This window comes from Nocardioides sp. NPDC087217, from assembly GCF_044744805.1.
Taxonomy (GTDB): Bacteria; Actinomycetota; Actinomycetes; order Propionibacteriales; family Nocardioidaceae; genus Nocardioides.
In genome coordinates this window covers 22,554-47,156 of the sequence record NZ_JBIUZB010000002.1, presented here as the reverse complement: position 1 = coordinate 47,156, position 24,603 = coordinate 22,554, and the positions used below count along the sequence as shown (strand labels likewise).

The following is a 24,603-nucleotide window of genomic DNA, read 5'->3' as shown; positions in this document are numbered from 1 at the left end:
GGGTGGTCCCTGGCTCGAAGTCGCTCCGCAGCTTGGTCATAGTGCACTTCCGTTCTTCGTCATGGCCGCACGGACGTCGGCTCCGGGGATGTCGCGGTATGGCATCTGGCTGGTCAGGGAGAGCACTGAGGCGACGGCGGCCGCGTGCCCGTACTCGAAACACTGAGCAGTCACCCGAGCCGAGGCCAGCGCCTCGTGCTCGGCGCTCAGGCACCGTCCGGCAACGATCAGGTTCTCCCCCGTCGCGGGGACCAGGGTCAGATATGGCACCTCATAGACGTCGTCGAGCAACCACTCGAGCTTGGGTCGGCTGCCGCTGTGCAGCTCGATCGGCCACGGCGAGCGGGCGATGCCGTCGGGGAACTTGCGGGCCTCGACCACGTCGGAGTTGCGCAGCGTTTTCGTCCCTACGATGGTTCGGGTCTGCCGAATGCCCGCCTCCACCCCGGTGTCGACCACGTGGCTGGCCTCGCAGCCGGGGACGTGCTGCTGGAGGAACCGGGCGTACTCACGCACCTGGCGTCGACCGACGATCTCAGCCTCGGTGAAGTCGGCTGGATCGATGACGTTTAGCGCTCGTCCGTCCCGTCCCGACAACCGAGTGGCGTTGACCATCAGCTCGCCGGGACGGGGGGTGCGAAAGATCCAGATCTTGTCGCGAGGCAGATCCAACCCCTCGTCGCGTGCCGCATGGATAGCCTCGGTGACCGCGGGAGGACAAATGGTGTCCTGGCCGTAGAAGTCCCAGAATCGGTCGATGTCGACGTTTCCAATCCGGAAGAACATCGTGGGGTTCTGAATCACGCCGTCGTTGCCGAACAGATACTCGTGACCACCACGGGCAGCCACGGCCCCGTCGCCCGAGGCATCGATGGTGCGAGAGGCGCGGATCGTCGCGCGACCAGCACTGGACTCGACCACCACTCCGGCGTGCGCCTCGCCTTCGAGAAGGACCCCGACGACGGTCGTGTGCAGAAGCACCTGAACGCCCGCGGCCTCCAGCATCTGGTCGGCGACCTCACGCCAGACCAGCGGATCGTGAGCAACGGTCCACGTCTTTCCATACCGCTGCGGATCGCTCAGCCCGCCGCGCTCATCCAGGCCGCGACAGAACCTGTCGGCGAAGCCGAACACTACCTGCCTCGGCCCATCAGAGGCCTCCGATGCCAGATACAGCCCGCACACCGTCCCGGACATGCCGGCCACCGCAGCACCGCCGCAGAAGCCGTACTTCTCCACCAGCACCACCCGAAGGCCTGCCTCGGCCGCAACTGTGGCGGCGGCAACCCCCGCTGCACCGCCACCGACGACAAGCACGTCGACCTCGGCCAGCACCGGAAGGTCCCAATCCTGCGAGTGACTGGGCACTAGTTCCCACGAAGGAACCGATATATTGGTCATGTATCCGTTGTAGACCGGCGTGGGGTAAAGTGTCAACCGTCACAATGGGCACAATGAGACGGCGAAGACGAAGTCGGAGCGGGAATCCTCAAGGAAGGGCGCGTCCATGACGGAACAGGAGAGGCCTAACAAGGCCGATCGGGCATACAACCAGCTCGAGGAGATGATTACGTTCCAGGAGTTGCCACCAGGCGCGATGTTGTCGGAGTCACGTCTCATGCAGGTCACCGATCTCGGGCGGACCCCGGTCCGGGAAGCGCTCCAACGGCTCGCGCGCGAGGGCATGGTTGAGATTCACCCCAGCAGAGGCGTGTTCGTGTCGCCGATCACCGTGGAGGCACAGTTCAAGTTGCTCGAGCTTCGACGCCCGGTCGAGGAGCTGGCGGTCCGTCTCGCCGCGCAGCGCGCGGACCCCGACCAGCGCGCCGAGATGTACGAATTGGCCGACAGATTCATTCAGTTCGAGGGCGCCGACCTCAAGGCGTTCGGCGATTACCTCAAACGAGCCCACCGGGTCACAGTGCGTGCCGCGGGCAACGAGTATCTGCTGATGGCCATGGCCCCGCTCCAAGGTCTGTCCCGACGCTTCTGGTTCGGGCAGCTCCGCGATCCCGCGGCCGAGCTGAGCCTCGCCGCAGAGCTTCACGACAACGTGCTCCGTCCTATCGGCGACGGGGATCCCGACAGAGCATCGAAGGCATCCCTGGCTTTGAACGACTACCTTGTCGAGTTCACCTACGCGACGCTCAAGCGCCCGCGTTCGCGCTTCCGGGAGGACCGGAGCGCGTGAATCCTCGTACGCCCGTTCTTAACGTTCGGCGGCCGCGAGCGTGTCCTCGATGAGATCGCGCAACTGAGAGCGGGCGGTGATACCCAGCTTGGGGAAACTTCGATAGAGGTGCGAGCTGACCGTGCGCGGGGAGAGAAAGAGCTTCTCACCAATCTCGCGGTTGGTCAGCCCGCGGGCGGCGAATCTGATGATCTGCTGCTGTTGCGGGGAGAGTTCGGCCAACGCGTCGGGGGTCGAGGCCGTGAGATCGAGGCCGGCGGCGCGCGACTCGGCTCGAGCTCGCTCAATCCACGGGCGAGCACCCAGGCGCCGGAAGATCTCGAGGGACTCGGTAAGCGGCACACGGGCCTCCGCGATGCGGCGACGGCGTCGCAGCCATTCGGCCAGATCGAGCAGCGTCTGGGCGCGTTCGAACGGCCATTGTTCCAGCACCGGGTCCGCCAACGCCGCCCGGTAGTGCGGCTCGGCGTCCTCTGAATTTGCCAACAGACCACGAGCCCGACTGATCAATGCACGCAATCGGGGTGAGGCGTTGTCGGCGAGCGCGTGGGCGGAATGATCGACGATCGCTAGGGCCTCTTCGTGCCGCCCGCTGCGCATAGCGGCAGCTGCTAGGTCTGCCAGGGCCGGGTAGGAGGCGTGATAGTGCACAGGGGCGCCATCCGATGTGAAGACCATGCGGAGTTGGTCGTACGCCGCCTCGTACGCGCCATCCACCATTGCCGCGGCGCCGAGCGCACGACGGGCATAGACGAACACGGAGCGACTCTCCAACGGATCGATGAGGGCCAGCGCTTCGTCGGCCCGGGCGCGGGCCGCAGCTGCGTCGCCCTGGTAGGCCAGCACGGTGGCGTCCACAGCGGCCGCGCACGCCACCGCATGGTCCAGGCCGACGGACGACGCGACCGCGCTGCTGCGAGCACACGCCTCCCTGGCCCGTCCCCACCTTCCTTGTTCCACATAGCTCCATGCGGCCGCTCCGCCCAAGCCCTCCGGCAGCGGCCCGCTGGACCCCCAGCGGTCGAACGCTTCGTCGAAGGCGCGGACAGCCTGAGGGGTCTCGTCCAGCAGCCACGCCATGATCGCCAGAGAGGTGAGCCGGTCGGGACGGCGTTCCGCCTCGGCTGCCACCTGCCGGAGCAGGGAGAGATGCGCTGCCCTGTTGTCGAAGGGGTCTGCCACGGCCCGAACCCACGTGCGCAACCATGCGTCTGACGCGTCCTCGGGAATGCCCCGCAGCAGGTCCCGGATGCGGAGCCGCTGGACGTCATCTCCGGTGTAGAAGCCGACCACCGCGGCGTCGGCCAGCAGGTGCAGCGCGGTCGCAGGCTGTGTGAAAGCCATCTGCTCGGTGGCGTCGGTCAGTCGCGAGGAGACCACGGAGTGGCGCACGGTCAGCGCCGCCAGCCGCCCGACCTGCACGGCGGCCCGGGCCAGGAGCGACGGGTCATCGGTACGCGCTCGTGCCGCGGCGGCCAGTTCCTCCACCCAGCCGATGTCACCGGTGAGCGCGGCAGCAGTTGCGGCCTCGACCAGCAGCCGGGCGCTGTCGTCGGACCCCGGCGCGAGTTCGGCGGCACGCTCCAGAGCCTTGGCCGCGGCAGCATGACCGCCACGTCGACGAGCCCTGTCGGCGGTCTGCTCGAGCTCCGCCGATACGGCGGCGTCCGGGCGCGTGGCCGCAGCGGCGAGGTGCCAAGCTCGCCGATCTGGCTCGTCCAGCAGGGCGTCGGCGAGCACAAGGTGGACCTCACCTCGGGCGTCTGAGGACGCAGCGTGATACACAGCGGACCGGACCAGCGGGTGACGGAATCTGACCTCCCGGCCGACCCGCCGGACCAGCCCGGCCTGCTCGGCGGGCAACCACGCAGCATCCTCCGCGACCGGTACGACAGCCGGGACCGCGATCGCGCAGTCGACCGTGTCCACGGCTGCCAGGAGCAGCAGGGCCCGCCTGGTGGAGGTCGGCAGGTCGTCGAGGCGGGTAGCGAAGATCCGCTCGAGGTGATCGGTGAGCCGGAGCGGACCCACGGCCGGCGGCCGTGGATCGTGTGCAGCAGCCGACCTCGCCATCTCCGTCAGCGCCAATGGGTTGCCGCCTGCCTGATCGAGGATCTGCGCCCTCGTCCGACCGGCTGGGCGGGTCGGCTGCAGATCCAGCAGCCGGCTGGCAGCAGGGCGGTCGAGCGGGCTCAGGGTGAGGGTCGGTTCGCGACGGTCGAATCCGGGGAGGTGTTCGCCGAAGCGAGCCGCGACCAGCACCGTGATCGGCTCCCCTGCCAACCGTCTGGCCGCGAAAGACAGGCTGTTCAGGGAAGCGCGGTCGCACCATTGCGCGTCGTCGACCACCACGAGTACGGGACTCTGCTCGCCCAGCGCAGAGAGCAGGCTCAAGACGGCGACCCCGATCATCATGAGGTCGGGTTCAGACGAGGTTGTCCCCATGCCGAAGGCATGGTGCAGCGCCGCACGCTGCCTCTCCGGCAGCCCATCCACCTGAGCCAGAACCGGCCTCAGCAGCTGATGCAGCGCAGAGAACGCAAGACTTGACTCCGACTCGCTACCCTCCGCGCGCAGGACGCGGACGTCGCTCATAGCGGCCCTACGCGCCACGTGCTCCAGCAAGGTGCTCTTCCCGGTTCCCACGTCTCCGATGAGCACCAGAATCGGGTCGGCTGCCGAGTCCACCGCGTCAAACAGGCGTGCCAGCTCCGTGTCCCGGCCGATGATCAACTCCCCCGGGTCCCCATCCGCTCTCGTGACGGCACCCGGGTCGCCCGTGTGCACGTTCATAGTTTCTCCAGGGATTGTCTGCCCGCGATCGGAGTCGCGTTACGTCGGTCCATCCAAGATTACTAGCGGCCGGTCCGACGGCGTGTGCAGGTGCAGTCACCTGACGGATACCGCGCGCACCACGGGCGTACATACGGTTCCTGGAAAGCCTCCGATCTACCAAGGATGTCTCATGGAACAGATCAACCTCGGCGACGTCACGATCACTCGGGTCTGGGAATACTACGGACCCGTTGAGATGACGCCGGATACCTTCTTCCCGGAAATTCCCAAGGAGGTCTGGGACGACGGGGCCTCTTGGCTGACGCCGTTCTTCCTGGATCCCGAGACCAACATCGTGAACAGCGCGATCCAGACGTGGCTGCTGCGCAGCGAGGGGAAGACCATCCTCGTCGACACAGGGGTAGGCAATCACAAGGAGCGCCCGTACTCACCGGTCTGGAGTCATCTCGAGACCGACTTCCTGGCAAATCTTGCCCGGGCCGGCGTCGCGCCCGAGGACGTAGACATCGTGATCAACACGCATCTCCACGTTGATCATGTTGGCTGGAACACATACTTGGACGGGCGGCACTGGGTTCCTACCTTCCCCAACGCCACTTATCTGATGTCAAAGGACGACTTCGACTTCTGGAATCCCGAGAACGGCCACAAGCCGCTGCTCGGCCGCGGTAACCAGAACGTCTTCGAAGACAGCGTGGCTCCGGTGCACGCGGCCGGCCAGACACAGCTGTGGGAGAACAACTACCAGATCACCGCAGACCTGCGCCTGGACGCGGCCCCCGGGCATACCCCCGGCTCCTCCGTACTGACCCTCGCCTCGGGTTCAGACCGCGCTGTGTTCGTCGGCGACCTGCTGCACAGCCCGGTACAGATTTTGGAGCCGGACACCAACAGCTGTTTTTGTGAGGACCCCGCCGGCGCTCGCGCCACCCGTCACAAGCTTCTGGGCTGGGCGGCCGACAACAACGCACTCGTGATCCCGGCACATCTGGGCGGTCACGGCGCCGTCGAGGTGGTACGCGACGGAAGCAAGTTCGCCACCAAGGGCTGGGCCCCTTTCGCCCCTTACTCCGAGCAGGGCTGAACCCCACCGAAAGGCATCTCCGTGAACCATCACCCGGACTCCGTCGTGACCACCGCCCAGGGAGCCGTCCGCGGGCGCCGTGCGGATCGCTTCACCGCATTCCTAAACATCCCCTACGCAGCCCCTCCTCTGGGTGCCGGCCGATTCGCGCCGCCGCGGCCGCACGAACCCTGGGACGGCGTGCGGGACGCTACCGAGCCTGGCCCCAACGCGCCGCAGTCCGAGCGCAAGCTCGGAACCGTGGACATGTCTTCCTACTTCGGCTCCGGTTGGAGCCGCGGCGCGGACTACCTCACCGTTAACGTCTGGACGCCCACATCGGAGGGAAGCGACCTGCCCGTGATGGTATTCGTCCACGGCGGCGGGTTCGTCGCCGGATCGACGCGGTCCGCGTTGTACGACGGCTCCGCCTTTGCGCGCGACGGCGTCGTCCTGGTCACCCTCAACTATCGGCTCGGCATCGCTGGGTTCCTCGACCTCCCCGGTGCGTCCGCCAACCGCGGTTTGCTCGACGTTGTCGCCGCGCTTGGCTGGGTTCGGGAGAACATCGCAGCCTTCGGCGGCGACCCACAGAATGTCACCCTCTTCGGCCAGTCTGCCGGGGCCACCATCGTCGGTGGCGTCCTCGCCACCCCCCAAGCCACGGGCCTCTTCCGCCGGGCGATCGTCCAGAGCGGCAGCGGCCTGGGGGCGTTCACGACCGAACAGGCCGCCCGTGTCACCAAGGCCGCGGCCGATGCCCTAGGCGTCGAGCCCCACGTCGACGCTTTCGCAGAGATCTCCGACGAGCGCCTCGTCGAGGTCGCCTCCCGGCTCGCAGGGATCGACCTGCAGACCGAGACGCATCACGACCCTCTGATCGGTCTCAGCCCCTTCAGCCTGGTCCTCGACACGCAGCCTGCCGAATCCGTCGCCGGAGGCCTCAGCGCCGAGGTCGACCTACTCATCGGCACCAACACCGAGGAGGGCAACCTCTACTTGGTTCCGGTGGGCAACTACGCTAGCTCGACCGCCGACGACGTCGACAGCACGGCAGCCCGTGCGCACCCAGACCCGGCACAGCTCATCGAGACGTACCAGAAGGCGCGCCCGGAGGCGTCGTTCGCCGAGTTGCGCTCCGCCATCATGGGCGACGCACTGTTCGGCGCTGGCAGTTGGGCGCTCGCCGACGCACACGCCACACACTCCGAGTCCGCCACCTTCAACTACGAATTCGCTTGGCGGTCCCATGCCCTAGACGGAGACCTCGGCGCCACACACGCGGTGGAGCTCCCCTTCGTCTTCGACCTCGCCCAGCTACCCCAGTTGCAGGGTGCCAATGCCCTGCTCGGCCCCGACGAGCCGCCGGCGGAGCTCGCCGCCCGCATGCACGACGTCTGGGTCCGCTTCGCCAGGACCGGCGACCCCGGCTGGGCCCCATACGACACCGAGCGCCGAGCAACGATGCGCATCGACGTCGAATGGACCCAGGTCAGCGACCCACGCGGCCAGGAACGTCAGGCCTGGACCTGATCCCTCGTACATCCCCTTTGTATACCTCCTCCAAGGACAACACCATGACTCGAAACGTCATCACCACCGAGAACGCACCTGCCCTGGCGGCACCACTGTCCCAAGGGATCCGCAAGGGCCCAATCGTGCAGGTCTCCGGACAGCTCCCACTCGACCCCGACACAGGCGAGGTCGTCGGCACCACGGTCGCAGAGCAGACCACCCAGACCATGCGCAACCTCACCGCAGTACTCAAGGCGGGCGGAGCGGCCATGGAGGACCTCGTCATGCTCCGCGTCTACCTCACCGATCCCGCTCACCTCGCCGAGATGAACGGTGCGTACGCTGTGGCAATCGGTGAGCCGCCCCCAGCCCGCACCACCGTCTACATGCCGCTTCCTGAGGGAATCCTGGTCGAAGCCGACGCCCTGGCGGTGCTGGACGACTGACTCGAGGGCGGCAAGCCGGAACCACTCCGCTCAGGCCCCGACCGGACCGTCCACCGGGCCTCTTCTCGCTTGAGGGCAGGATCGTTTCTCGCCTGTCGAAGGCTGGCGCCAGCCCGAGGTCCCACCGACGAAGCTGTTGGAACAGATGTGCGTATTTCAGGCGCCAGACCCCATCCCCGCGCCTACTGGCACGTCCTCGAGGGGTGGGGTCGCCGCCGCTCGCGTTACTTCGGTGAAGGGCCCAGGTCAACGTGGCGGCATGAAGAGCGCCCGCTCGATGAACGCTCGGTACCCCTTGAGCACCGTCGCTCGAGATGATTCACCAGCTCGGCCCATGCTCGAGAGATACACCTTCGCGTAGTAGCTGCGGGCAGCAAGGAGCGCAATGGCGATGCCTTCCAGCTCGTCAGGCTCATAGCCCTGGATCTCGCCCCGTTCAACTGCTCGCTTGAGGGTCCTTACGTACCCGGCGACCACTCGGTCGAAGTAGGCCGCATTCGCCGCCGGCGCCTGAACATTCGCTTCATCAACGACGCGAGCGAACCAAGGATGATCTGCGACAAAGTCAAGGAACGCCTGCATCCGTTGCATCTCACGCTCAAGCCCGACAGCATCCACCTCGACGTGCTTCTGGATGAACTCCAACATCCGTTCGGCGTACGTCGGCAGGACGACGTCGAACAGATCCTGGCGAGTCTCGAAATATCGGTAGAACGTACCTTGGGAGATGCCGACCTCTTCGACGATCCGCGCAATCGAAGCTTCTGCATAGCCGCGTTCGCCGATGATCTGAGCAGCGCTCTCGACGATGCGCTGGCGCATCTTCGAGATTCTTTCCGGGTTTCTCTTGTACGGCCCACGAGCCACGTCAAGGGTCCTCTCATCTGGAGCAGCAGCAATGCGAACCAATCACGGATTCATTCACCGAACCGCACGACAACCTTCCCAGTAATCGCACGACGATCGAGCAAGTTAAGTCCGCTGACGGCCTCGGACAGTGGTATCACGGAGGTGATGCTTGGTCTCAACGTTCCCTCCACACACCACTCGAAGAGCTGACCGATAAGCGCTCGCAGGTGCGCCGGATGGTCCTTCAGGTGCTCGCCGAGCGCAGAACCCACGATCTCGGCGCGCTTGACCAAGATGACGTTGTTCGGCAGGGTCCCCACTCCCCCGGCAAAGCCGACCAGGACGAACCGGCCGCCCGTCCGCATCGCGCGAGCAGCTGGATCAGCGAGGCTGCCGCTTACGGGATCCACGACGACATCCGCACCATCGACACCGACGGCGTCCAGGAATAAGCGGCGAAGCTCGCGTCGCTCGGGTTGCTGGGATCCCCCGCCGTATGCAACACCCCGAACGGCCCCTCCAGCCATCGCAACCTCCACCTTTTCGGCGGTGGAGCAGGCGGCCACGACCTCCGCGCCCATTCGTGTCGCGATCTGCACGCTCGCCAGGCCGATTCCGGCGCTCGCTCCGAGGACGAGAACGCGCTCGCCGGCGGCCAGATGGGCTCGGTCCTTGAGCGCGTGAAGGGCACTCGCATACGCGATCGGCAGGACGGACGCTTCCTCGTATGAGACTCCGTCGGGAATGACGATCGCGTCCGACGACCGCAGCGACACCTCCTCGCGCAGTCCGCCTGAGCCGAGTATCGCAACGACTCGGTCGCCGACGGCGAGATCTTCGACGCCGTCACCCACCTCCTCCACCATGCCGGCGATCTCGCCTCCTGGCGAGTACGGGCGGGCGACCTTGTCTTGATAGAGGTCCCGCATCATGAGGAGGTCGGTCGCGTTCAGTCCCACCGCGCGAACCGAAACACGTACCTCGCCCTGACTAACCGCAGGCGGTGAGATGTCAACCCACTCCAACGTCTCTGGGCCACCCTGCACGACAGACATCAGGGCACGCACGATCAGCGCCCCCTCTCCGCCGCGACCACACCCTGGGGCTCAGCTGGCCACTCAGCAGGCCGGGGCCACAGCCCATTCTCAGACATCGCGATCGCCTCGTCACGATCCAGCGCATCGGCCGACGCATGTACGCCGAAGTTCGCGCGTTGCCGATCGAGTTCGATACGTCCGATCTGGTTCCGATGCACTTCGTCTGGACCGTCCAGCAGTCTCATCGCCCGCGCGTTGGCATACATCGGACTCAAGAGGAAGTCGTTGGTCGTCCCTGCTCCCCCAAACGCCTGAATCGCCCAGTCGACAACCTGTTGCGCCACCGCAGGCGCGGCAACCTTGATCATCGCGATCTCCTGCCTCGCAGCAGAGTTTCCAACTGTGTCCATCATCCAGGACGCCTTCATGGTCAACAGCCGAGCCTGCTCGATACGGATCCTGGCCTCGGCGATCCTCTCCAGTGTCACGGACTGCGCCGACACGGCGCGCCCGAAGGTCGTCCTTCCCTCAACTCGGCGGCACATGCGCTCGAGGACTCGTTCACTGAGACCGATCAACCGCATGCAGTGGTGCATGCGGCCCGGCCCAAGGCGGCCCTGTGCGATCTCGAACCCGCGCCCTTCCCCAAGCAACATGTTCGCGACCGGAACGCGAACGTCATCGAACCAGACCTCACACGCCCGATCGAGATACGAGCCCAGCACCGGCAGAGTCCGAGCGACGTGAACGCCTGCCGCATCGCGCGGTACGAGAACCATGCTCTGCTGCCGGTGGCGATCGGCGTCAGGATCCGTCCTCCCCATCAAGATGATGACGTCGCATTGCGGATGGGTTGCGCCGCTGGTGAACCACTTACGTCCATTGATCACGTACTCATCGCCGTCGCGAACGATCGAGCAAGAGATCGCGGTCGCGTCCGAGGAGGGCACATCGGGCTCAGTCATGGCGAAGGCTGAGCGGCTTGTTCCCTCCAACAGAGGCGACAACCATCTCGCCTTCTGCTCTGGTGTCCCGTACTTGTGCAGCACCTCCATGTTTCCAGAATCTGGGGCCGCGCAGTTGAACACCTCGGCCCCGAACAGCACCCGCCCCATCACCTCCGCCAGCGGGGCGTACTCCACGTTCGTCAACCCGTCTACCTCAGGGCCTGCCGGCAGGAAGAGATTCCATAGTCCAGCACTCTTGGCCTTGCGGCGCAGCTCGATGATCGTCGGGTAGACCGACCACGGCCCCAGTCGCTCGATCTCTTGGTGCACTGCGCGCTCAGCCGGATAGACGTGCTCGTCCATGAACTCGTTTAGGTGCCGCTGGAGCTCTCGGCTGCGAGCGGTCTGGCGCAGATCGACGCCTGAATCAGCGAAACCATCTGGCGACGTCTCGGGAGTAGTCAAAGGATCTCCTCAGCTCGGGGTCTTTGATCCATGCTACGCCAAACCCTATACTCATGAGTCATTACTTCATTAATTCGACCGATCAGGAGCCGCTACCTTGTCGTCACCACTACCTCTCACCGGTGTCAGAGTGCTGGACTTCTCGTCCCTCGTGCCGGGGCCACTTGCGAGCCTGATCCTCGCCGACGCCGGCGCCGACGTGGTGAAGGTCGAGCGTCCAGGGACAGGGGACGACATGCGCGCTCTTGCTCCAGCCGATTTCGCGAACCTGAACCGTGGCAAGCGCAGCATCGTGGTCGATCTGAAGGACCCGACGGCGACGGCGGTGCTTGAGCCCATGATCGCCGAGGCTGACGTCCTCATCGAGCAGTTCCGGCCTGGCGTGATGGAACGCCTAGGGCTCGGATACGAGCAGGCCCGATCGTTGAACAAGCGCCTCGTGTACTGCTCGATCACCGGGTACGGCCAGACCGGGCCGTTGGCGACGAAAGCCGGGCACGACCTCAACTATCTCGTCGACGCAGGTCTGCTGGCATCGGCGCGACGCGCGGAGTCGGACGGGGCTCCACACCTGCCGCCGACGTTCATCGCGGATATCGGCGGAGGGACGTACCCAGCACTCGTGAACGTCCTTCTCGCGCTTCGCGCTGTGGAGTCGACAGGGCACGGAACACATCTGGATATTGCGATGACCGAAAACCTGTTCATGTGGCACTGGTGGATCCGAGCTCAAGTAGACGTTTCCGGTAGCTCAGGCGAGCCTGGGACGGTGCATCCAGCAGGGGGTTCACCGCGCTACGGGCTGTACGCCGCGTCAGACGGAGCCGTGGTTGCCGTCGCTGCCCTGGAGGAGCGCTTCTGGCTGCAGCTCTGCGAAGTCCTGTCCGTTCCAGCACCGCTCCGGCTGGAGAGTGCCGACCCAGAGCTGGTCCGGGCTCACCTCGCTGACGTCTTCTCGCAGCGCGTCGGTGAATACTGGCGATCCCTGCTCCACGACGTCGATACGTGCGTGTCGATCATGACGACTCCTGAAGAAGCGTTCGCCCATCCGCACTGGGCGGTCCGCGGGACTTTCGAGGAGACCGCGAGCGCTGCCGGCCGGCGGTTCGCTGCGATACCCAGCCCTATTCACCGCACGTTTAGACGAAACGACGAACGATCGGCACCTCGTCTCGGAACGTCCGCGCCACGATTCATCCGCGGAGGCGATGATGGCGAGAACTCGACCAGAGACGGAGGCGCCCGATGAACTCCGAGCCGACCGAGGGGCGAATCCAGCTGTCGTTCGCGGGTCGCATCGCTACCTTGACCATTGATCGGCAGAACGCTCAAAATGCGTTGACGCTCGACATGTGGCGGTCGATCCCGGAACTGATCGCCCAGGCCGAAGCGCATCCTGACGTCGTCGCAATCGTTATTCGCGGTGCCGGCGACAGGGCGTTCGCCGCGGGCGCCGACATCTCCGATCTGCGCGCCAGTCTCGGCGAACCGCGTGCCGGGCGAGAGTACCTGAATGCGATCGGCTCCGCAGAGCGGACCGTCGGAGACTGTCGACGCGTAACCATTGCGCGTATCAGCGGCTACTGCATCGGCGGGGGGCTCGAGATCGCAATGGCCTGCGATCTCCGCTTCGCCACCACGTCGTCGACGCTGGCGACGCCTCCCACGAGCCTGGGCGTCGCCTACAGCCTCAGCTCGACCCGCCGCCTGATCGAGCTCGTTGGCGTCAGCGCGGCCCGAGACCTGTTGTTCACGGCCCGTCGCATCGACGGGGCAACCGCATGTCGACTGGGCCTCGTGGACTCGGCGTTGCCGGCAGTTGAGCTCGACGAAGCGATCGAGGACTACTGCAGGCAACTGGCCAGCCAGTCACAATACGCGATCCGGCTGTCGAAGCTAGTTATCGCGCAGGCACTGAATCGGCCCGTCGAGACCGCCGCGCTCGAACAGCTACGCGTCGATTCCTTCTCGGGCACAGACCTCCAAGAAGGCGTCGACGCGTTCGCGGGTAGGCGTGCGCCGACATTCAGGAGTCGATGGCTCGAGTGACGGCGACGGCGTGTCCCCGCGTCGCGGGGACACGCCGTCGACTCAGGCGCGACTGATCAGGCGGGGCTTCGCTCTGCTAGACGCCGACCGACCTCGAGCAACCGCGGCATGGCAGCGATCATGTCGCCCGCGTGCGCCGACACCGCAGTGCCTTGCTGCACCCTCGCTCGAATGCCATGCATGATCGCGTAGAGCCGGAAGGCATTGAAGACGAGATAGACATCGAGGCCCGCCGAGTCTACGCGTCCGGTCCGTTCGCGATAGCTGGCCACATACTCGGTCTCAGAGGGGATCCCGAGAACCTTGAGCTCATCGGCCGAAAGGTCTCCCAAGCCGCCCGCGATCGTACGCGGAAGGTGGTACATCAGCGTGTTGTACGCGAAGTCTGCGAGCGGGTCACCCAAGGTCGCGAGCTCCCAGTCGAGTATGGCGATCACCCGGGGTTCAGTGGGATGATAGATGAGGTTGTCGCACTTGATGTCTCCATGTGTCACCGAGACTCCCGCGTCAACTGGCACTCTCTCTCGGATCCAGTCGCGCAGCCAGTCGACGTCTGGGTCGCGATCTGCGTCGCCCCGGGCTGAGTCGTACTGCCGTGACCATCGCTCCAGTTGGCGTCGCACGTAGCCATCTCTGCGTCCGAAGTCACCTAGCCCAACCGCGTCGGGATCTACTGTGTGCAGAGCAGCGACGACGCGGTTCATGTCATCAAACATCTTCGTTCGGTCGCCAGTGGGTACACCAGCCATTCTGCTGTCCCAGAAGATCCGTCCGTTCACAAGCTCCATCAGGTAGAACGGAGTGCCGATGACGGCATCGTCACCGCACTCCGCGACCACCTTCGGGACAGGGATCCCCACCGTGTGCAACGCCGACATGACGCGGGCCTCCCGATCGACAGCGTGCGCGCCAGGCACAAGCTGACCGGGAGGCTTGCGACGTAGGACGTAGTCAGCGCCGGGAGTGGTCAACCGATATGTGGGATTCGACTGCCCGCCGCGGAACTGAGCCACCTTCAAGGGACCGTCGAAGCCCACCACCGTCGAGCGAAGCCAATGAGCCAGCCGCGCTTCGTCGAACCGGTGCTGCTCACGCACACCCGTGACTCCGGAATTGATGCTTTGACGATCTGCGCCAGGTCCTCCACCAGCGTCAAGAGCGTTCATTAGCCACCGCACTCATCCATCGTTCTCCGAGCCTGCTCACAGCGGGACCCGACACCGGGCGATCGCCAGCCCAGGCGTCTCGACGCGCGCCTTGAACACTCCCGCTCCGCGGTCGGAGTCGAGACCCTCAGAGCCTGAGACGATGTACAGGTCACGCATGTCCTCACCACCAAAGGTGAGGCTCGTGACCATCGGGACGTCGATCTGAATCGACGCAGTGCAACGGCCTGCCGCGTCGAAACAGGCGACCCGACCGGTGTGGGGCAGCGCCACCCAGACGTTGCCCGCAACGTCCACGGCCAGGCCATCTGGATGGCCGTCGTCGCTCCTCTGCACGAACGGCCGCTTAGGACCGAGGCTGCCACCGTCTCCGACTTCATAGACGAAAACGGTCGATCGAAGCGTGTCTGCGTGATACAGGAGCGAACCGTCGGGAGAGAACCCCAGCCCGTTGGTCAAGAGGATGTCATCTGCCACAATCCTGGCCGAACCGTCGAGGTCGATACAGAAGAGCTGGCCTGGCTTGTCGACATCGCGCGACTCGGAGGCGACGAAAGCAAGCGAGCCGACATAGAGGCGACCGTGGGCGTCGACCGTCAGATCGTTGTAGCCGATGATCCCGTTGGTCGGATCGTTCTCCTTCAGCACATGCGTCGCAGTATCGTCACTTCCGACCAAGCCCTTGACCGCCACATTCCGACCGCTGATCACCAGGCCCCCACCACTATGGATCGCCATACCGCCGATCCCCCGACGGTGTTCAATCACCGTCTCCGTCACTCCGGAGTCACTGATCCGAAGGACACCTCCGGCCGTGGCATCAGCGACCAGCAGTCCCTCTGGAGTCCAGACAGGGCCCTCGAGAAGGCCGTGCCCAGCGGAGACTCGTTCTGCACGATATGTAGTCATGCCGTCCCTTTCGACGTTCGGATCAAGAAGCTCATGACGACGCGGCCTGCTCACGTAGGACACGCTTCAAGGTCTTCCCCGTGGGACCTCGGGGAAGATCGTGAACACTCGCGATCCATACCGGGACCTTGTAGGGGGCGAGTCTGGATGCGCAGAACTCCCTCAGCGCATCGTCGTCCACCGACGCACCGCTTCGAGGGACGACAAATGCCACCGGAAGCTCGCCGAACCGCTCATCGGCGACTCCGACAACAGCAGCTTCGGCAACCGATTCGTGCTCAGTTAGAACCGATTCCACCTCCGCGGGATAGATGTTCGCGCCGCCGCGGATGATCATGTCGCTGATCCGCCCGGAGATGTAGAAGTTTCCGGCTTCGTCGCGGTGACCGAGGTCGCCGGAGTGGACCCAGCCATCGATGATGGTCTTCGCTGTGGCGTCGGGCCTGTTGTAGTACTCGATCATGTTGCTCGGACTCCGGAAGACGATCTCACCCACCTCGCCAGCACCCAGCTCTTCACCATCAGCACCAAGAATGCGGAGTTCGCTGTCCCCGATCGCTGGGCCGATCGAGTCGGGGACAGGTGTCACCCTCGGGGGAAATCCGGTCAACGGAGTACCCTCGGTCATTCCCCATGCGTTGTGCGGAGTCTTGCCCGTCAAAGAACGCATCCGCTCCACCAGGCTCCACGGCAAGCTCGCCGCCGAGGAGACACAGGCGCGCAGACTGTCCAGGGAGCCGGCCGTCTCGATCGGATGCGACTCAAGCCATTCACAGACCATCACGTACATCGTCGGGACCCACATGATGACCGTGACGTCGTAGAGGTTGATGGCATTGACCGCTTCAGCGGGGTGAAACCTTTCTTGGAGCACGACGGTCGCGCCGATGGCGATGTGTCCCATCGCGGCAATGGTGGAGTGCATGATGAAGGCAAGCGATCCATTGATCAAGATGGTGTCGTCGGCCGTGGATTCGATCCATGTGGTCGTTCGACTGAGAGTGGCAGCGACGCCGACGTGCGGAAGCACGGCGCCCTTCGGGTGCCCGGTGGTCCCCGACGTGTAATGGATGAGCGCCGGATGCCTGCCTGGTACGTCAACCACTTGGGGCCACCTGCTGCCCTCGTCTACATCCCATGCCTGCGCCTCAGGCTCGGCGAGGACGTCAACCGGTGCCGTCAAGTCGCGAGGGATTCGGACCTGGTTCTTGTCGTCGACGATGACCAAGGTTGGCGCGCAGTCGGCCAGGATGTAGGCGACCTCAGATGCCGACAGAGCAGGGTTGAGCGGGACCAGGGTCGAACCTCTCGCCAGGGTGGCGCAGTAGATTGCCAGCCACTCCGGACGGTTCGACGCTAGCAGCGCCACACGGTCTCCCAGACGCACTCCGGCCGCATCCAACGCTGCGGCCGCATCCGAGACGAGCTTCCGGAAGGCGGCTGTCGTAACACCGCGGTCGCGAAAGTAGATGATCGGCCGCTCCCCCGACCTCCCCTCGAGGTCTGCCAAGAATTCGACAACATTCATGTCCACCACGTCCTAACCATGCATAGTGAGGCCGCCAGACACACTGATGACCTGGCCTGTAATGAAAGATGCCTCGTCCGACGCGAGAAAGGCAGCGATTCCCGCGACGTCTTCCGGCTCGCCCATGCGCCGCATCGGCACCGCCTTGGTCATCCGCTCGAGAATGTGTTTCGCGGCCTCGTCGTCACCTTCGAGCGCTTCGGCCATCATCTTGGTTCTGGTGGGACCCGGCGCCACTACGTTCAAGGTGATCCCATGCCTGGCAACCTCTCGCGCGATCGACTTCGTCAGCGCGATCGTGCCCGCTTTACACGCTGAGTAGACCGCCTGCCCCGATGACCCGACCCGACCGGCGTCCGATGAGATCGTGACGATGCGTCCGTGACCGCGGGAGACCATCCTGGTGAGCACGGCGTGTGTCACGTTGATCATGCCCTTGAGATTGATGTCGATGATGAGGTCACGATGCGCCACGTCGTTGTCGAGGAACGGCCGAAGCGAGTCCCACCCGGCGTTGTTGATGAGGATGGCGATCGGCCCAATGGCCGCTTCGACCTCCGATACCCCGCTGGCCACCGCAGCATTGTCACTGATGTCAGCCACCACAACCATGGTTGCTTCGGCGATGGTTTCCAGTTCGCTCGCGACAGCCTGGGCTGATGCCTCATCGCGATCCATGATGGCGACCGAGGCGCCCGCGGTGGCCAGGCGCCTGGCGATCGCCGCACCGATCCCGTTTCCCCCGCCAGTCACGAGGGCGATCTGGCCCGTCAATGGTCGATTCATGCCAGCTCCCGTTGGATGAGCATCTTCAGGACTTCGCTAGTCCCCTCATAGATCTGCAGGATCCGTTGGTCGCGATAGAGCTTCTCTACCAGTCCGCCCCCAGCAAAACCCGCGCCGCCGAAGATCTGAACTGCCGCGCTGCAGACGGACTCCGCCATCTCAGATGCAAACAGCTTCGCCATGGCCGACTCGCGCATCGACTGCGCGCCAGATTCCTTCAGCTCAGCCGCTCTCAAATACATCTGGCGAGCGACCTCGATGCTGGTCGCCATCTCGGCGAGTTTGAATCCGATCGCCTGGTGCTGGAAGATCGGTTGACCGAAGCTGACCCTCTCCTTGGCGTACTCGAGTGCCAGGTCGAAGGCCTTCTGCGCGACACCCACGCTCTGTGCCGCGACGCCGATCCGACTCGTGTCCAACCCGTCCAGGATGGTGCGATACCCCATTCCCACTTCACCCAGCACGTGATCGTCACTGAGCTCGAGGTCGTCGAGGGAGATCTGACAGATGTCGATGACGCGGTGGCCCATCTTCGGTTCGCGTCTCACCACGTTGTAGCCGGGCATATCCGGCCTGACAAGGAACAGCGTGAGACCACGGGCCCCCGCATCCGGATCGGTCGTTGCGAGCAGGATGCCGGCGCCGGATGTGGCTCCACCGGTGATCCAGTTCTTCTCACCGTTGATGACCCACCCCTTGCCGCTTCTCGTGGCCTTCGTACGGATCTGGGATAGATCGGACCCTGCGTGCGCTTCGCTGAGGAGCAACGAGATGTAGTAGTCGCCTGCCACAGCTGGCTTCAGGAACTGTTCTTGTTGCCAGGGGGTGCCGAGCTCGGAGAGCTTCGACCCGAACGGGAAGTTCGTCCCGCCGACCTGGTTGGCAATGGCACAGTCGCCCTTGGCGAGCTCCTCGATCATGAGAGCCCAAGCAGTCACGCTTGCACCGGCGCCTCCGAACTCCGCATCGACGGCTAGCCCGAAGAAACCTTGGTCGCCGAGCTCTCGCCACACATGCTCTGGGACCTCGCCCTCGTCCTCCCAGTGTTGGATGTATGGCGAGATTTGGCGCTCGACGTAGCTGCGCGTCACTTCCTGTACCGAGAGCTCAAGATCCGTCAGCATTCGCGCCTACCCCTCGACTAGTCCGTCCAGTGTTACTCGACTCCCAATTTGTATAATGATGAATCATCATTGTCAAGTTCCGCGACCACCTGACAGGTCGCGCGGCGCCACAAGACTCGACCGCACAGGCCGAGCGCCCACCCCAGGGCACACCGACCCCAGGGCACACCGACCCCAGGGCACACCGACCCCAGGGCACACCGACCCCAGGGCACACCGAAGAGAGGTTCGATTCGCGAAAGAGCGACGGGAGCCCTATCGAGGTGGTCTCGGCCTTAAATCTCTCGCCCGACGCTTGACTGCGTCTCAGTACCGATCCGTGGAGGCGTCACTCATCACTGAGATGTCTGCGATCGCATCCTCGAGCCAGGAGATCCAGAACTCCTCCAGCCCGATTCCAGCCTTCAGGATCAGACCGCGCAACTGCCCGGCTTCGTCCAGATCCCCCTTGAAGTCGCGCTCGGCGATCTCGAGGTACTCATCGAGCTGCCTCTGGTGCTCAGCGCGATGCAGGCGCATCTGCGCCAGTATCGACTCACGACCTTGGGCGAGTGCAGCGGCAGCACGCAGTCGGACCAGGAGCGGGTCACGGATCGGCTTGGGGCCTTCGCTCTGCCCTACCCATGCAAGCAAATCATCGCGGCCATTGCCCAGGACCTCGTACTCCTTGCGGCTGCCGCGCGAAGGCGGTTGAGGAACTGTCCGAACCAGCCCCTCCGTCTCGAGCTTCGCGAGCTCACGGTAGACCTGCTGGTGCGTGGCCGACCAGAAGAACCGGATAGACCGGTCAAACCGGCGGGTGAGGTCGAGGCCAGACGACGGCCGCTCCAGCAGAGCGGTGAGAATTGCATGGCGCAGCGACATGATGGCCTTCGGGTAGACGGAGATCCAAGTGTCGTATACCCCCCACGGAGCAGCCGACGGCAGGTACGACGTGGACCTCACATCGTAGCCGCGAGCAACATGCCCTGCCTCATCGCTCGCTTGGCGTCGAGCTCAGCTGCGACGTCTGCACCACCGATGAGATGGGGCCTGATTCCGACCGTGAGCAGCCGATCGTGCAGGTCACGGTTCGGCTCCTGGCCGGCACAGACGATGACCGTATCGACCGCAAGCGTCTGGGGTCGACCGCCTTCCTGGACATGAAGACCGTGATCATCGATGCGGAGATAGGTCACGGCCGACATACTCCGGACACCGCGGCGAGCCAGCTCGGCTCGATGGATCCAGCCCGTTGTGACACCGAGGCTGGCGCCGACTTTCGACGCCTTCCGCTGCAAGAGGTACACCTCTCGCTCGACTCGCTGTTCCACCGCCGCGGTGAGGCCACCAGGCGCATCGAAGCTGGGGTCGACGCCCCATACATTGAAGAATCTTCCGCTGTCCAAGCTAGCCGGCGACCCTTCCTGGGTGATGAACTCCGCGACGTCGAAGCCGATGCCGCCAGCACCGATGATCGCAACCGAGCGTCCGACCTCGGCCTCACCCCGGAGTACGTCGAGATAGGAGACGACCTTGGAGTGGTCAGCACCTGGGAGCTCCAGCGCGCGTGGCCTGATTCCCGTGGCGAGGACGACATCGTCGTAGGCTCCATCGCGTAACTCATCCTCCGTGACCTTCTCGCCGAGCCGGATGTCGACGCCCGCCAGCGGTAGCGCATTGCGGAAGTACCGCAGTGTCTCGCTGAACTCCTCCTTGCCAGGGATACGTCGGGCGATGTCGAACTGTCCTCCGATCACAGGCTCGGCGTCGTACAGCACCACATCGTTGCCCTTCTGCGCGCTTGCCAGAGCGAACGCCATCCCAGCAGGACCGGCGCCGACAACACCGATGCGGCGTCGCCTCGGAGAGATCGACAGGTCGATCAACGTCTCATTGCAAGCCCGCGGGTTGACCAGGCAGCTCGTCAACTGGCCACTGAGCGTGTGGTCGATGCACGCCTGGTTGCATCCGATGCAGGTATTGATGAGTTCCGGGCGACCGTCGCGAGCCTTTGAGACGAAGTCCGGGTCAGCGAGGAACGGCCGCGCCATCGACACCATGTCTGCCGCACCCGAGGAGATGATCTCCTCGGCGACTTCAGGAGCGTTGATCCGGTTGCTGGCGACCACCGGAATGCCGACGATCCCCATCAGGCGCTCCGTCGCCGTTACGAACGCCGCGCGCGGGACCGAGGACGCAATGGTGGGCACTCGAGACTCGTGCCACCCGATGCCAGTGTTGAGAATCGTCACCCCCGCGGCCTCCAGCTCCTTGGCGAGCTCCAAGGTCTCCTCGAGAGTGGAGCCGCCCGGCACGAGGTCGAGCATCGACATCCGGAACATGACGATGAACTTTTCACCGACCCGTTCGCGGGTTCTGCGCACGATCTCGATCGGGAAACGCATGCGGGATGCGAAATCGCCGCCCCACTCGTCGTCCCGAAGATTAGTGCTCGACGCGAGGAAGGTGTTGATCAGGTAACCCTCGGACCCCATGATCTCCACACCGTCGTATCCGGCCCGCTTCGCGAGGACAGCGGCCTGCGCAAAGTCCTCGACGGTCGATTCGACCTCGGCGGTCATCATCGCTCGCGGGGTGAACTGGTTGATGGGGGCGCGCACGGCACTCGGCGCCACCAGGTCAGGATGCTTGGCATAGCGGCCGAAGTGGAGGATCTGCATGACGATCCGACCACCCGCCTCATGAACGGCGCGGGTGATGAGCTGATGGTCGTTCACATCATTCTCGGTCGTCATCGTCGCACCGGTCTCGAACGGCCGGCCAGGATGATTGGGGGCGATGCCTCCGGTGACCATCAGGCCGACACCCCCGCGAGCGCGCTCGGCGTAGAACGCCGCCATCCGCTCGAATCCATCTGGGGCCTCCTCCAGCCCTAGGTGCATCGAGCCCATGACTACGCGATTCGGAAGTGTCGCGAAGCCGAGGTCGACGGGTGACATGAGGTGCGGGTAGCGAGTCATTGCACGTTCTCTCTGTGTTGTCCCAACCGCTGGGGCGAGCTGGTTGCTCGATTGTGCACTAAAGTGCATAATCGAGCAACCGAGTGCCGATTGGTCTTCCGACCACGACCGGGGCAAGGTCGCGCACGACGCAATGCCGCGAAGGCAGAGTGTGGGATACGCGACCCCGTTCTCGAACCTTGCAGAGCCCGCATACTTCGAGCACCCGGGTCGTCGACATACAAATGCGAGGGGTGTCAAGAACGTGGAATCCGAGTCTGACCTGTCCGGCGAGCGCCGCATCGAGGTCGTACTGCAAGAACGGATTGCCAGGGTACGTCTCGTCGGCCCCGGAGGACGTGCCCTCATGGATGCCCGACTCTTCGAGGAGCTGGGCGAGGTATTCAAGTCCCTCGATCAGGACGACGCGGTCCGCGTCGTCATCCTGGTCGGGCCCGACAAGGATTTCTCGCTTGGCCTGGACCTCAAGAGCGCAGGCGGTCTCCTCATCAGCCTCGCCGAGGCGGGCGACACCGAAGCGCGGCAGGACTTCCTCGAGCTGCTCCAAGGGTGGCAGGACGCCATCAACGCGGTCGCGGCATGCCGAAAGCCCACCATCGCATGTATCACCGGATGGTGCGTCGGTGCCGGCGTCGACCTCGCGGCAGCGTGTGACATCCGTATCGCTTCCAGCGATTCGGTCTTCAGCGTACGCGAGGTGCGCGTGGGTATCGTCGCTGATCTTGGAAGTCTCCAGAGACTGGCAGGCGTCATCGGCGACGGTCATCTGCGCGAACTCGCCCTCACAGGCGATGACATCTCAGCGAGCAGGGCCGCCTCGATCGGCCTCGTGAATCACGTGACGGACGGCGCCGAGAACACGATGGCCTCCGCAGCCGGGACGGCTGCGCGTATGGCCCAGAATTCGCCGTTGGTGCTCCGCGGGGTCAAGGAGGTTCTGGATACAGAAAGAGGGCCCCGCGTCGCGGCGGGCCTCCGTTACACCGCGGCCTGGAATGCCGCCTTCATCTTCAGCCAGGACCTTCGCGAAGCCATGCAGGCATTCACCGAAGGTCGCGACCCAGTGTTCTCGGGCCGTTAGTCGACACGGCAAGGAAGGTACTCCGTAATCGTGACAGCGGACAGAGCGGGTCGGCCCGCGCCGGCTCGTCAAGACCGTCGTTGCCAGCGGTCAGTGGGCTCTGTTAGCACGCAGCGCCGTCGAAGATCCAACGAAGGCCGCGGGCAAGTCGCTGTACGAGGAGTTGCAAGGAGGCGTTCTACGCCCCTCCACCCCTGGCCCAAGTGGTCGGCACTGGCCTGCTGGGCCGGCCGTAAGACCGGCCACGGCCTCCACCCCTACTGCCCCGTCGACAGACCGTCAACCGCACCCGACGATGGAGACACACCATGACCGCGGACGTTCCCAATCTCGAGCTCGCCGACCACCACCTCGACCTGCGCGAGGCCGTGCGCGCGATCGCACTGAACAAGATCGCCCCCTACGCCGCCGACGTCGACGCCAGCAGCCGGTTCCCGACCGAGGCCTACGACGCGCTCGTCGCCTCCGGCCTCCACGCGGCCCACGTACCGGAGGAGTACGGCGGCGAGGGCGCCGACGCCCTGGCGACCTGCATCATCATCGAGGAGATCGCCCGCGTGTGCGCCTCCTCCTCCCTGATCCCCGCGGTCAACAAGCTCGGCAGCCTCCCGCTCATCCTCGCCGGCTCCGAAAGCCTCAGCCAGCGATACCTCCCACCGCTCGCCGCAGGCACCTCGACGTTCTCCTACGCCCTCTCCGAGCGCGAGGCCGGCTCCGACACCGCCTCCATGAAGACCCGCGCCGTCCGCGACGGCGACCACTGGGTGCTGAGCGGCCAGAAGTCGTGGATCAGCAACGCAGGTGTCTCCGACTACTACACGGTCCTCGCCGTCACCGATCCTGACGGCCGGCGCGGATCCAACGTGAGTGCCTTCGTCGTGGAGAAGAGCGACGAGGGGTTCACCATCGGCGCACCCGAGAAGAAGCTGGGCATCAAAGGCTCCCCCACCTGCGAGCTGATGTTCGACGCCGTCTACCTGCCCGGCGACCGCATCATCGGCGAACCCGGCACCGGCCTCCAGCTCGCCCTGCGCACCCTGGACCACACCCGCATCACGATCGCCGCCCAAGCCGTCGGCATCGCCCAGGGCGCCCTCGACCACGCACTGGCCTACGTCCAGGAACGCCAGCAGTTCGGCAAGCACATCGCCGACTTCCAGGGGATCCAGTTCATGCTCGCCGACATGGCGATGAAGCTCGAGGCCGCCCGCCAGCTCGTCTACATCGCCGCCGCCAAGTCCCAGCGGCACGCCGGCGACCTGCCCTTCTTCGGAGCAGCCGCCAAATGCTTCGCCAGCGACACCGCCATGGAGATCACCGTCGACGCCGTCCAGCTCCTCGGCGGAGCCGGCTACACCCAGGACTTCCCCCTCGAACGCATGATGCGCGACGCCAAGATCACCCAGATCTACGAAGGCACCAACCAGATCCAACGCCTCGTCATGGCACGCGAACTGCTTGGCGCGCGAGACAACTGACTCTTGTCGCTCCAGAAGTCCGTAAGCCGCCTCAAACCCAATCGTGAACTCAATGACCGGTGACCTTTGGCTGACGCAGGACCTTGACACTCCCCTGCCCCGTCTCGAACGGAACGCCACCGTCGCCACATGTTTCGAATCCATGGCGCGGGGCGTCGTCACGCCAGTTGCCCATTCAGCGCTGCCCGTTGGCGACGCCGCAGAGGTTCG

20 protein-coding genes are annotated in these 24,603 nt (G+C 64.8%); 8 read left to right on the top strand and 12 right to left on the bottom strand.

The genetic code is table 11. From position 1 onward, the window contains the following. Window positions 1-36: 36 nt before the first annotated feature. Window positions 37-1,335, bottom strand: a complete 1,299-nt coding sequence (locus tag ACIO3S_RS07580; protein ID WP_400461171.1) for an FAD-dependent oxidoreductase — start codon at window positions 1,333-1,335, stop codon at window positions 37-39. A 172-nt stretch (window positions 1,336-1,507) separates the two neighbouring features. Between ACIO3S_RS07580 and ACIO3S_RS07575 the strand changes: the two genes are divergently transcribed. Then, entirely contained in the window at window positions 1,508-2,191 is a 684-nt protein-coding gene (locus tag ACIO3S_RS07575; RefSeq protein WP_400461168.1) for a GntR family transcriptional regulator, read from the top strand. Between the two features lie 18 nt (window positions 2,192-2,209). Here ACIO3S_RS07575 and ACIO3S_RS07570 read toward each other — a convergent pair whose 3' ends face one another. Beyond that, window positions 2,210-4,984 (bottom strand): AAA family ATPase, encoded by a 2,775-nt coding sequence (locus ACIO3S_RS07570; RefSeq protein WP_400461165.1) that lies wholly within the window; start codon window positions 4,982-4,984, stop codon window positions 2,210-2,212. A 172-nt stretch (window positions 4,985-5,156) separates the two neighbouring features. Here ACIO3S_RS07570 and ACIO3S_RS07565 point away from each other — a divergent pair, with 172 nt between their 5' ends. The 3 genes from ACIO3S_RS07565 to ACIO3S_RS07555 are packed head-to-tail and all read left to right on the top strand — an operon-like array spanning window position 5,157 to window position 8,011. Beyond that, entirely contained in the window at window positions 5,157-6,071 is a 915-nt protein-coding gene (locus ACIO3S_RS07565) for an MBL fold metallo-hydrolase (RefSeq protein ID WP_400461162.1), read from the top strand. Between the two features lie 21 nt (window positions 6,072-6,092). Then, entirely contained in the window at window positions 6,093-7,583 is a 1,491-nt protein-coding gene (locus ACIO3S_RS07560; RefSeq protein ID WP_400461159.1) for a carboxylesterase/lipase family protein, read from the top strand. A 44-nt stretch (window positions 7,584-7,627) separates the two neighbouring features. Further along, window positions 7,628-8,011: a RidA family protein gene (locus ACIO3S_RS07555; RefSeq protein WP_400461156.1), complete on the top strand. Its 384-nt coding sequence runs from the start codon at window positions 7,628-7,630 to the stop codon at window positions 8,009-8,011. Between the two features lie 246 nt (window positions 8,012-8,257). Here the strand turns inward: ACIO3S_RS07555 and ACIO3S_RS07550 are convergent, their stop codons facing one another. The 3 genes from ACIO3S_RS07550 to ACIO3S_RS07540 all read right to left on the bottom strand — a co-directional run bounded on the left by ACIO3S_RS07550 (window position 8,258) and on the right by ACIO3S_RS07540 (window position 11,309). After that, a complete protein-coding gene (locus tag ACIO3S_RS07550) occupies window positions 8,258-8,833 on the bottom strand; it encodes a TetR/AcrR family transcriptional regulator (protein ID WP_400461154.1) in 576 nt (191 codons plus the stop codon). A 95-nt stretch (window positions 8,834-8,928) separates the two neighbouring features. Continuing rightward, window positions 8,929-9,915 carry an NADPH:quinone oxidoreductase family protein gene (locus ACIO3S_RS07545; protein ID WP_400461151.1) on the bottom strand — a complete coding sequence of 329 codons (987 nt, stop codon included), beginning with the start codon at window positions 9,913-9,915 and terminating at the stop codon, window positions 8,929-8,931. A 14-nt stretch (window positions 9,916-9,929) separates the two neighbouring features. Beyond that, complete coding sequence (locus ACIO3S_RS07540) at window positions 9,930-11,309, bottom strand: acyl-CoA dehydrogenase family protein (protein WP_400461148.1); 1,380 nt, start codon at window positions 11,307-11,309, stop codon at window positions 9,930-9,932. Between the two features lie 97 nt (window positions 11,310-11,406). On the opposite strand from ACIO3S_RS07540, the gene ACIO3S_RS07535 reads away from it, so the two are divergent. Both ACIO3S_RS07535 and ACIO3S_RS07530 read left to right on the top strand, forming a co-directional pair. Beyond that, a complete protein-coding gene (locus ACIO3S_RS07535) occupies window positions 11,407-12,558 on the top strand; it encodes a CaiB/BaiF CoA transferase family protein (RefSeq protein ID WP_400461146.1) in 1,152 nt (383 codons plus the stop codon). Continuing rightward, window positions 12,555-13,358 (top strand): enoyl-CoA hydratase-related protein, encoded by an 804-nt coding sequence (locus ACIO3S_RS07530; protein WP_400461144.1) that lies wholly within the window; start codon window positions 12,555-12,557, stop codon window positions 13,356-13,358. The genes ACIO3S_RS07535 and ACIO3S_RS07530 overlap by 4 nt, the downstream gene beginning before the upstream one ends. Window positions 13,359-13,414: 56 nt before the next feature. Here ACIO3S_RS07530 and ACIO3S_RS07525 read toward each other — a convergent pair whose 3' ends face one another. From ACIO3S_RS07525 to ACIO3S_RS07495, 7 genes are all read right to left on the bottom strand, one after another. Further along, window positions 13,415-14,455, bottom strand: a complete 1,041-nt coding sequence (locus ACIO3S_RS07525; RefSeq protein WP_400461142.1) for a phosphotransferase — start codon at window positions 14,453-14,455, stop codon at window positions 13,415-13,417. 105 nt (window positions 14,456-14,560) lie between these two features. Then, window positions 14,561-15,433, bottom strand: coding sequence for an SMP-30/gluconolactonase/LRE family protein (locus ACIO3S_RS07520; RefSeq protein WP_400464573.1), 873 nt, complete (start codon window positions 15,431-15,433; stop codon window positions 14,561-14,563). A gap of 31 nt (window positions 15,434-15,464) precedes the next feature. Next, the gene (locus ACIO3S_RS07515) at window positions 15,465-16,961 is read right to left on the bottom strand and encodes a class I adenylate-forming enzyme family protein (protein WP_400464570.1); all 1,497 of its coding nucleotides are present in this window, start codon (window positions 16,959-16,961) and stop codon (window positions 15,465-15,467) included. A gap of 12 nt (window positions 16,962-16,973) precedes the next feature. Further along, window positions 16,974-17,747 carry an SDR family NAD(P)-dependent oxidoreductase gene (locus ACIO3S_RS07510; protein ID WP_400461140.1) on the bottom strand — a complete coding sequence of 258 codons (774 nt, stop codon included), beginning with the start codon at window positions 17,745-17,747 and terminating at the stop codon, window positions 16,974-16,976. Continuing rightward, window positions 17,744-18,871 carry an acyl-CoA dehydrogenase family protein gene (locus tag ACIO3S_RS07505; protein WP_400461138.1) on the bottom strand — a complete coding sequence of 376 codons (1,128 nt, stop codon included), beginning with the start codon at window positions 18,869-18,871 and terminating at the stop codon, window positions 17,744-17,746. The genes ACIO3S_RS07510 and ACIO3S_RS07505 overlap by 4 nt, the downstream gene beginning before the upstream one ends. 306 nt (window positions 18,872-19,177) lie before the next feature. Further along, window positions 19,178-19,735, bottom strand: a complete 558-nt coding sequence (locus ACIO3S_RS07500) for a PadR family transcriptional regulator (RefSeq protein ID WP_400461136.1) — start codon at window positions 19,733-19,735, stop codon at window positions 19,178-19,180. Window positions 19,736-19,812: 77 nt separating this feature from the next. Continuing rightward, window positions 19,813-21,813 carry an FAD-dependent oxidoreductase gene (locus tag ACIO3S_RS07495; protein WP_400461133.1) on the bottom strand — a complete coding sequence of 667 codons (2,001 nt, stop codon included), beginning with the start codon at window positions 21,811-21,813 and terminating at the stop codon, window positions 19,813-19,815. A gap of 265 nt (window positions 21,814-22,078) precedes the next feature. Here ACIO3S_RS07495 and ACIO3S_RS07490 point away from each other — a divergent pair, with 265 nt between their 5' ends. After that, the gene (locus tag ACIO3S_RS07490) at window positions 22,079-22,915 is read left to right on the top strand and encodes a crotonase/enoyl-CoA hydratase family protein (protein ID WP_400461131.1); all 837 of its coding nucleotides are present in this window, start codon (window positions 22,079-22,081) and stop codon (window positions 22,913-22,915) included. 308 nt (window positions 22,916-23,223) lie between these two features. Next, on the top strand, window positions 23,224-24,393 hold the full coding sequence (locus ACIO3S_RS07485; RefSeq protein WP_400461129.1) for an acyl-CoA dehydrogenase family protein: 1,170 nt from the start codon (window positions 23,224-23,226) through the stop codon (window positions 24,391-24,393). Window positions 24,394-24,603 lie beyond the last annotated feature (210 nt).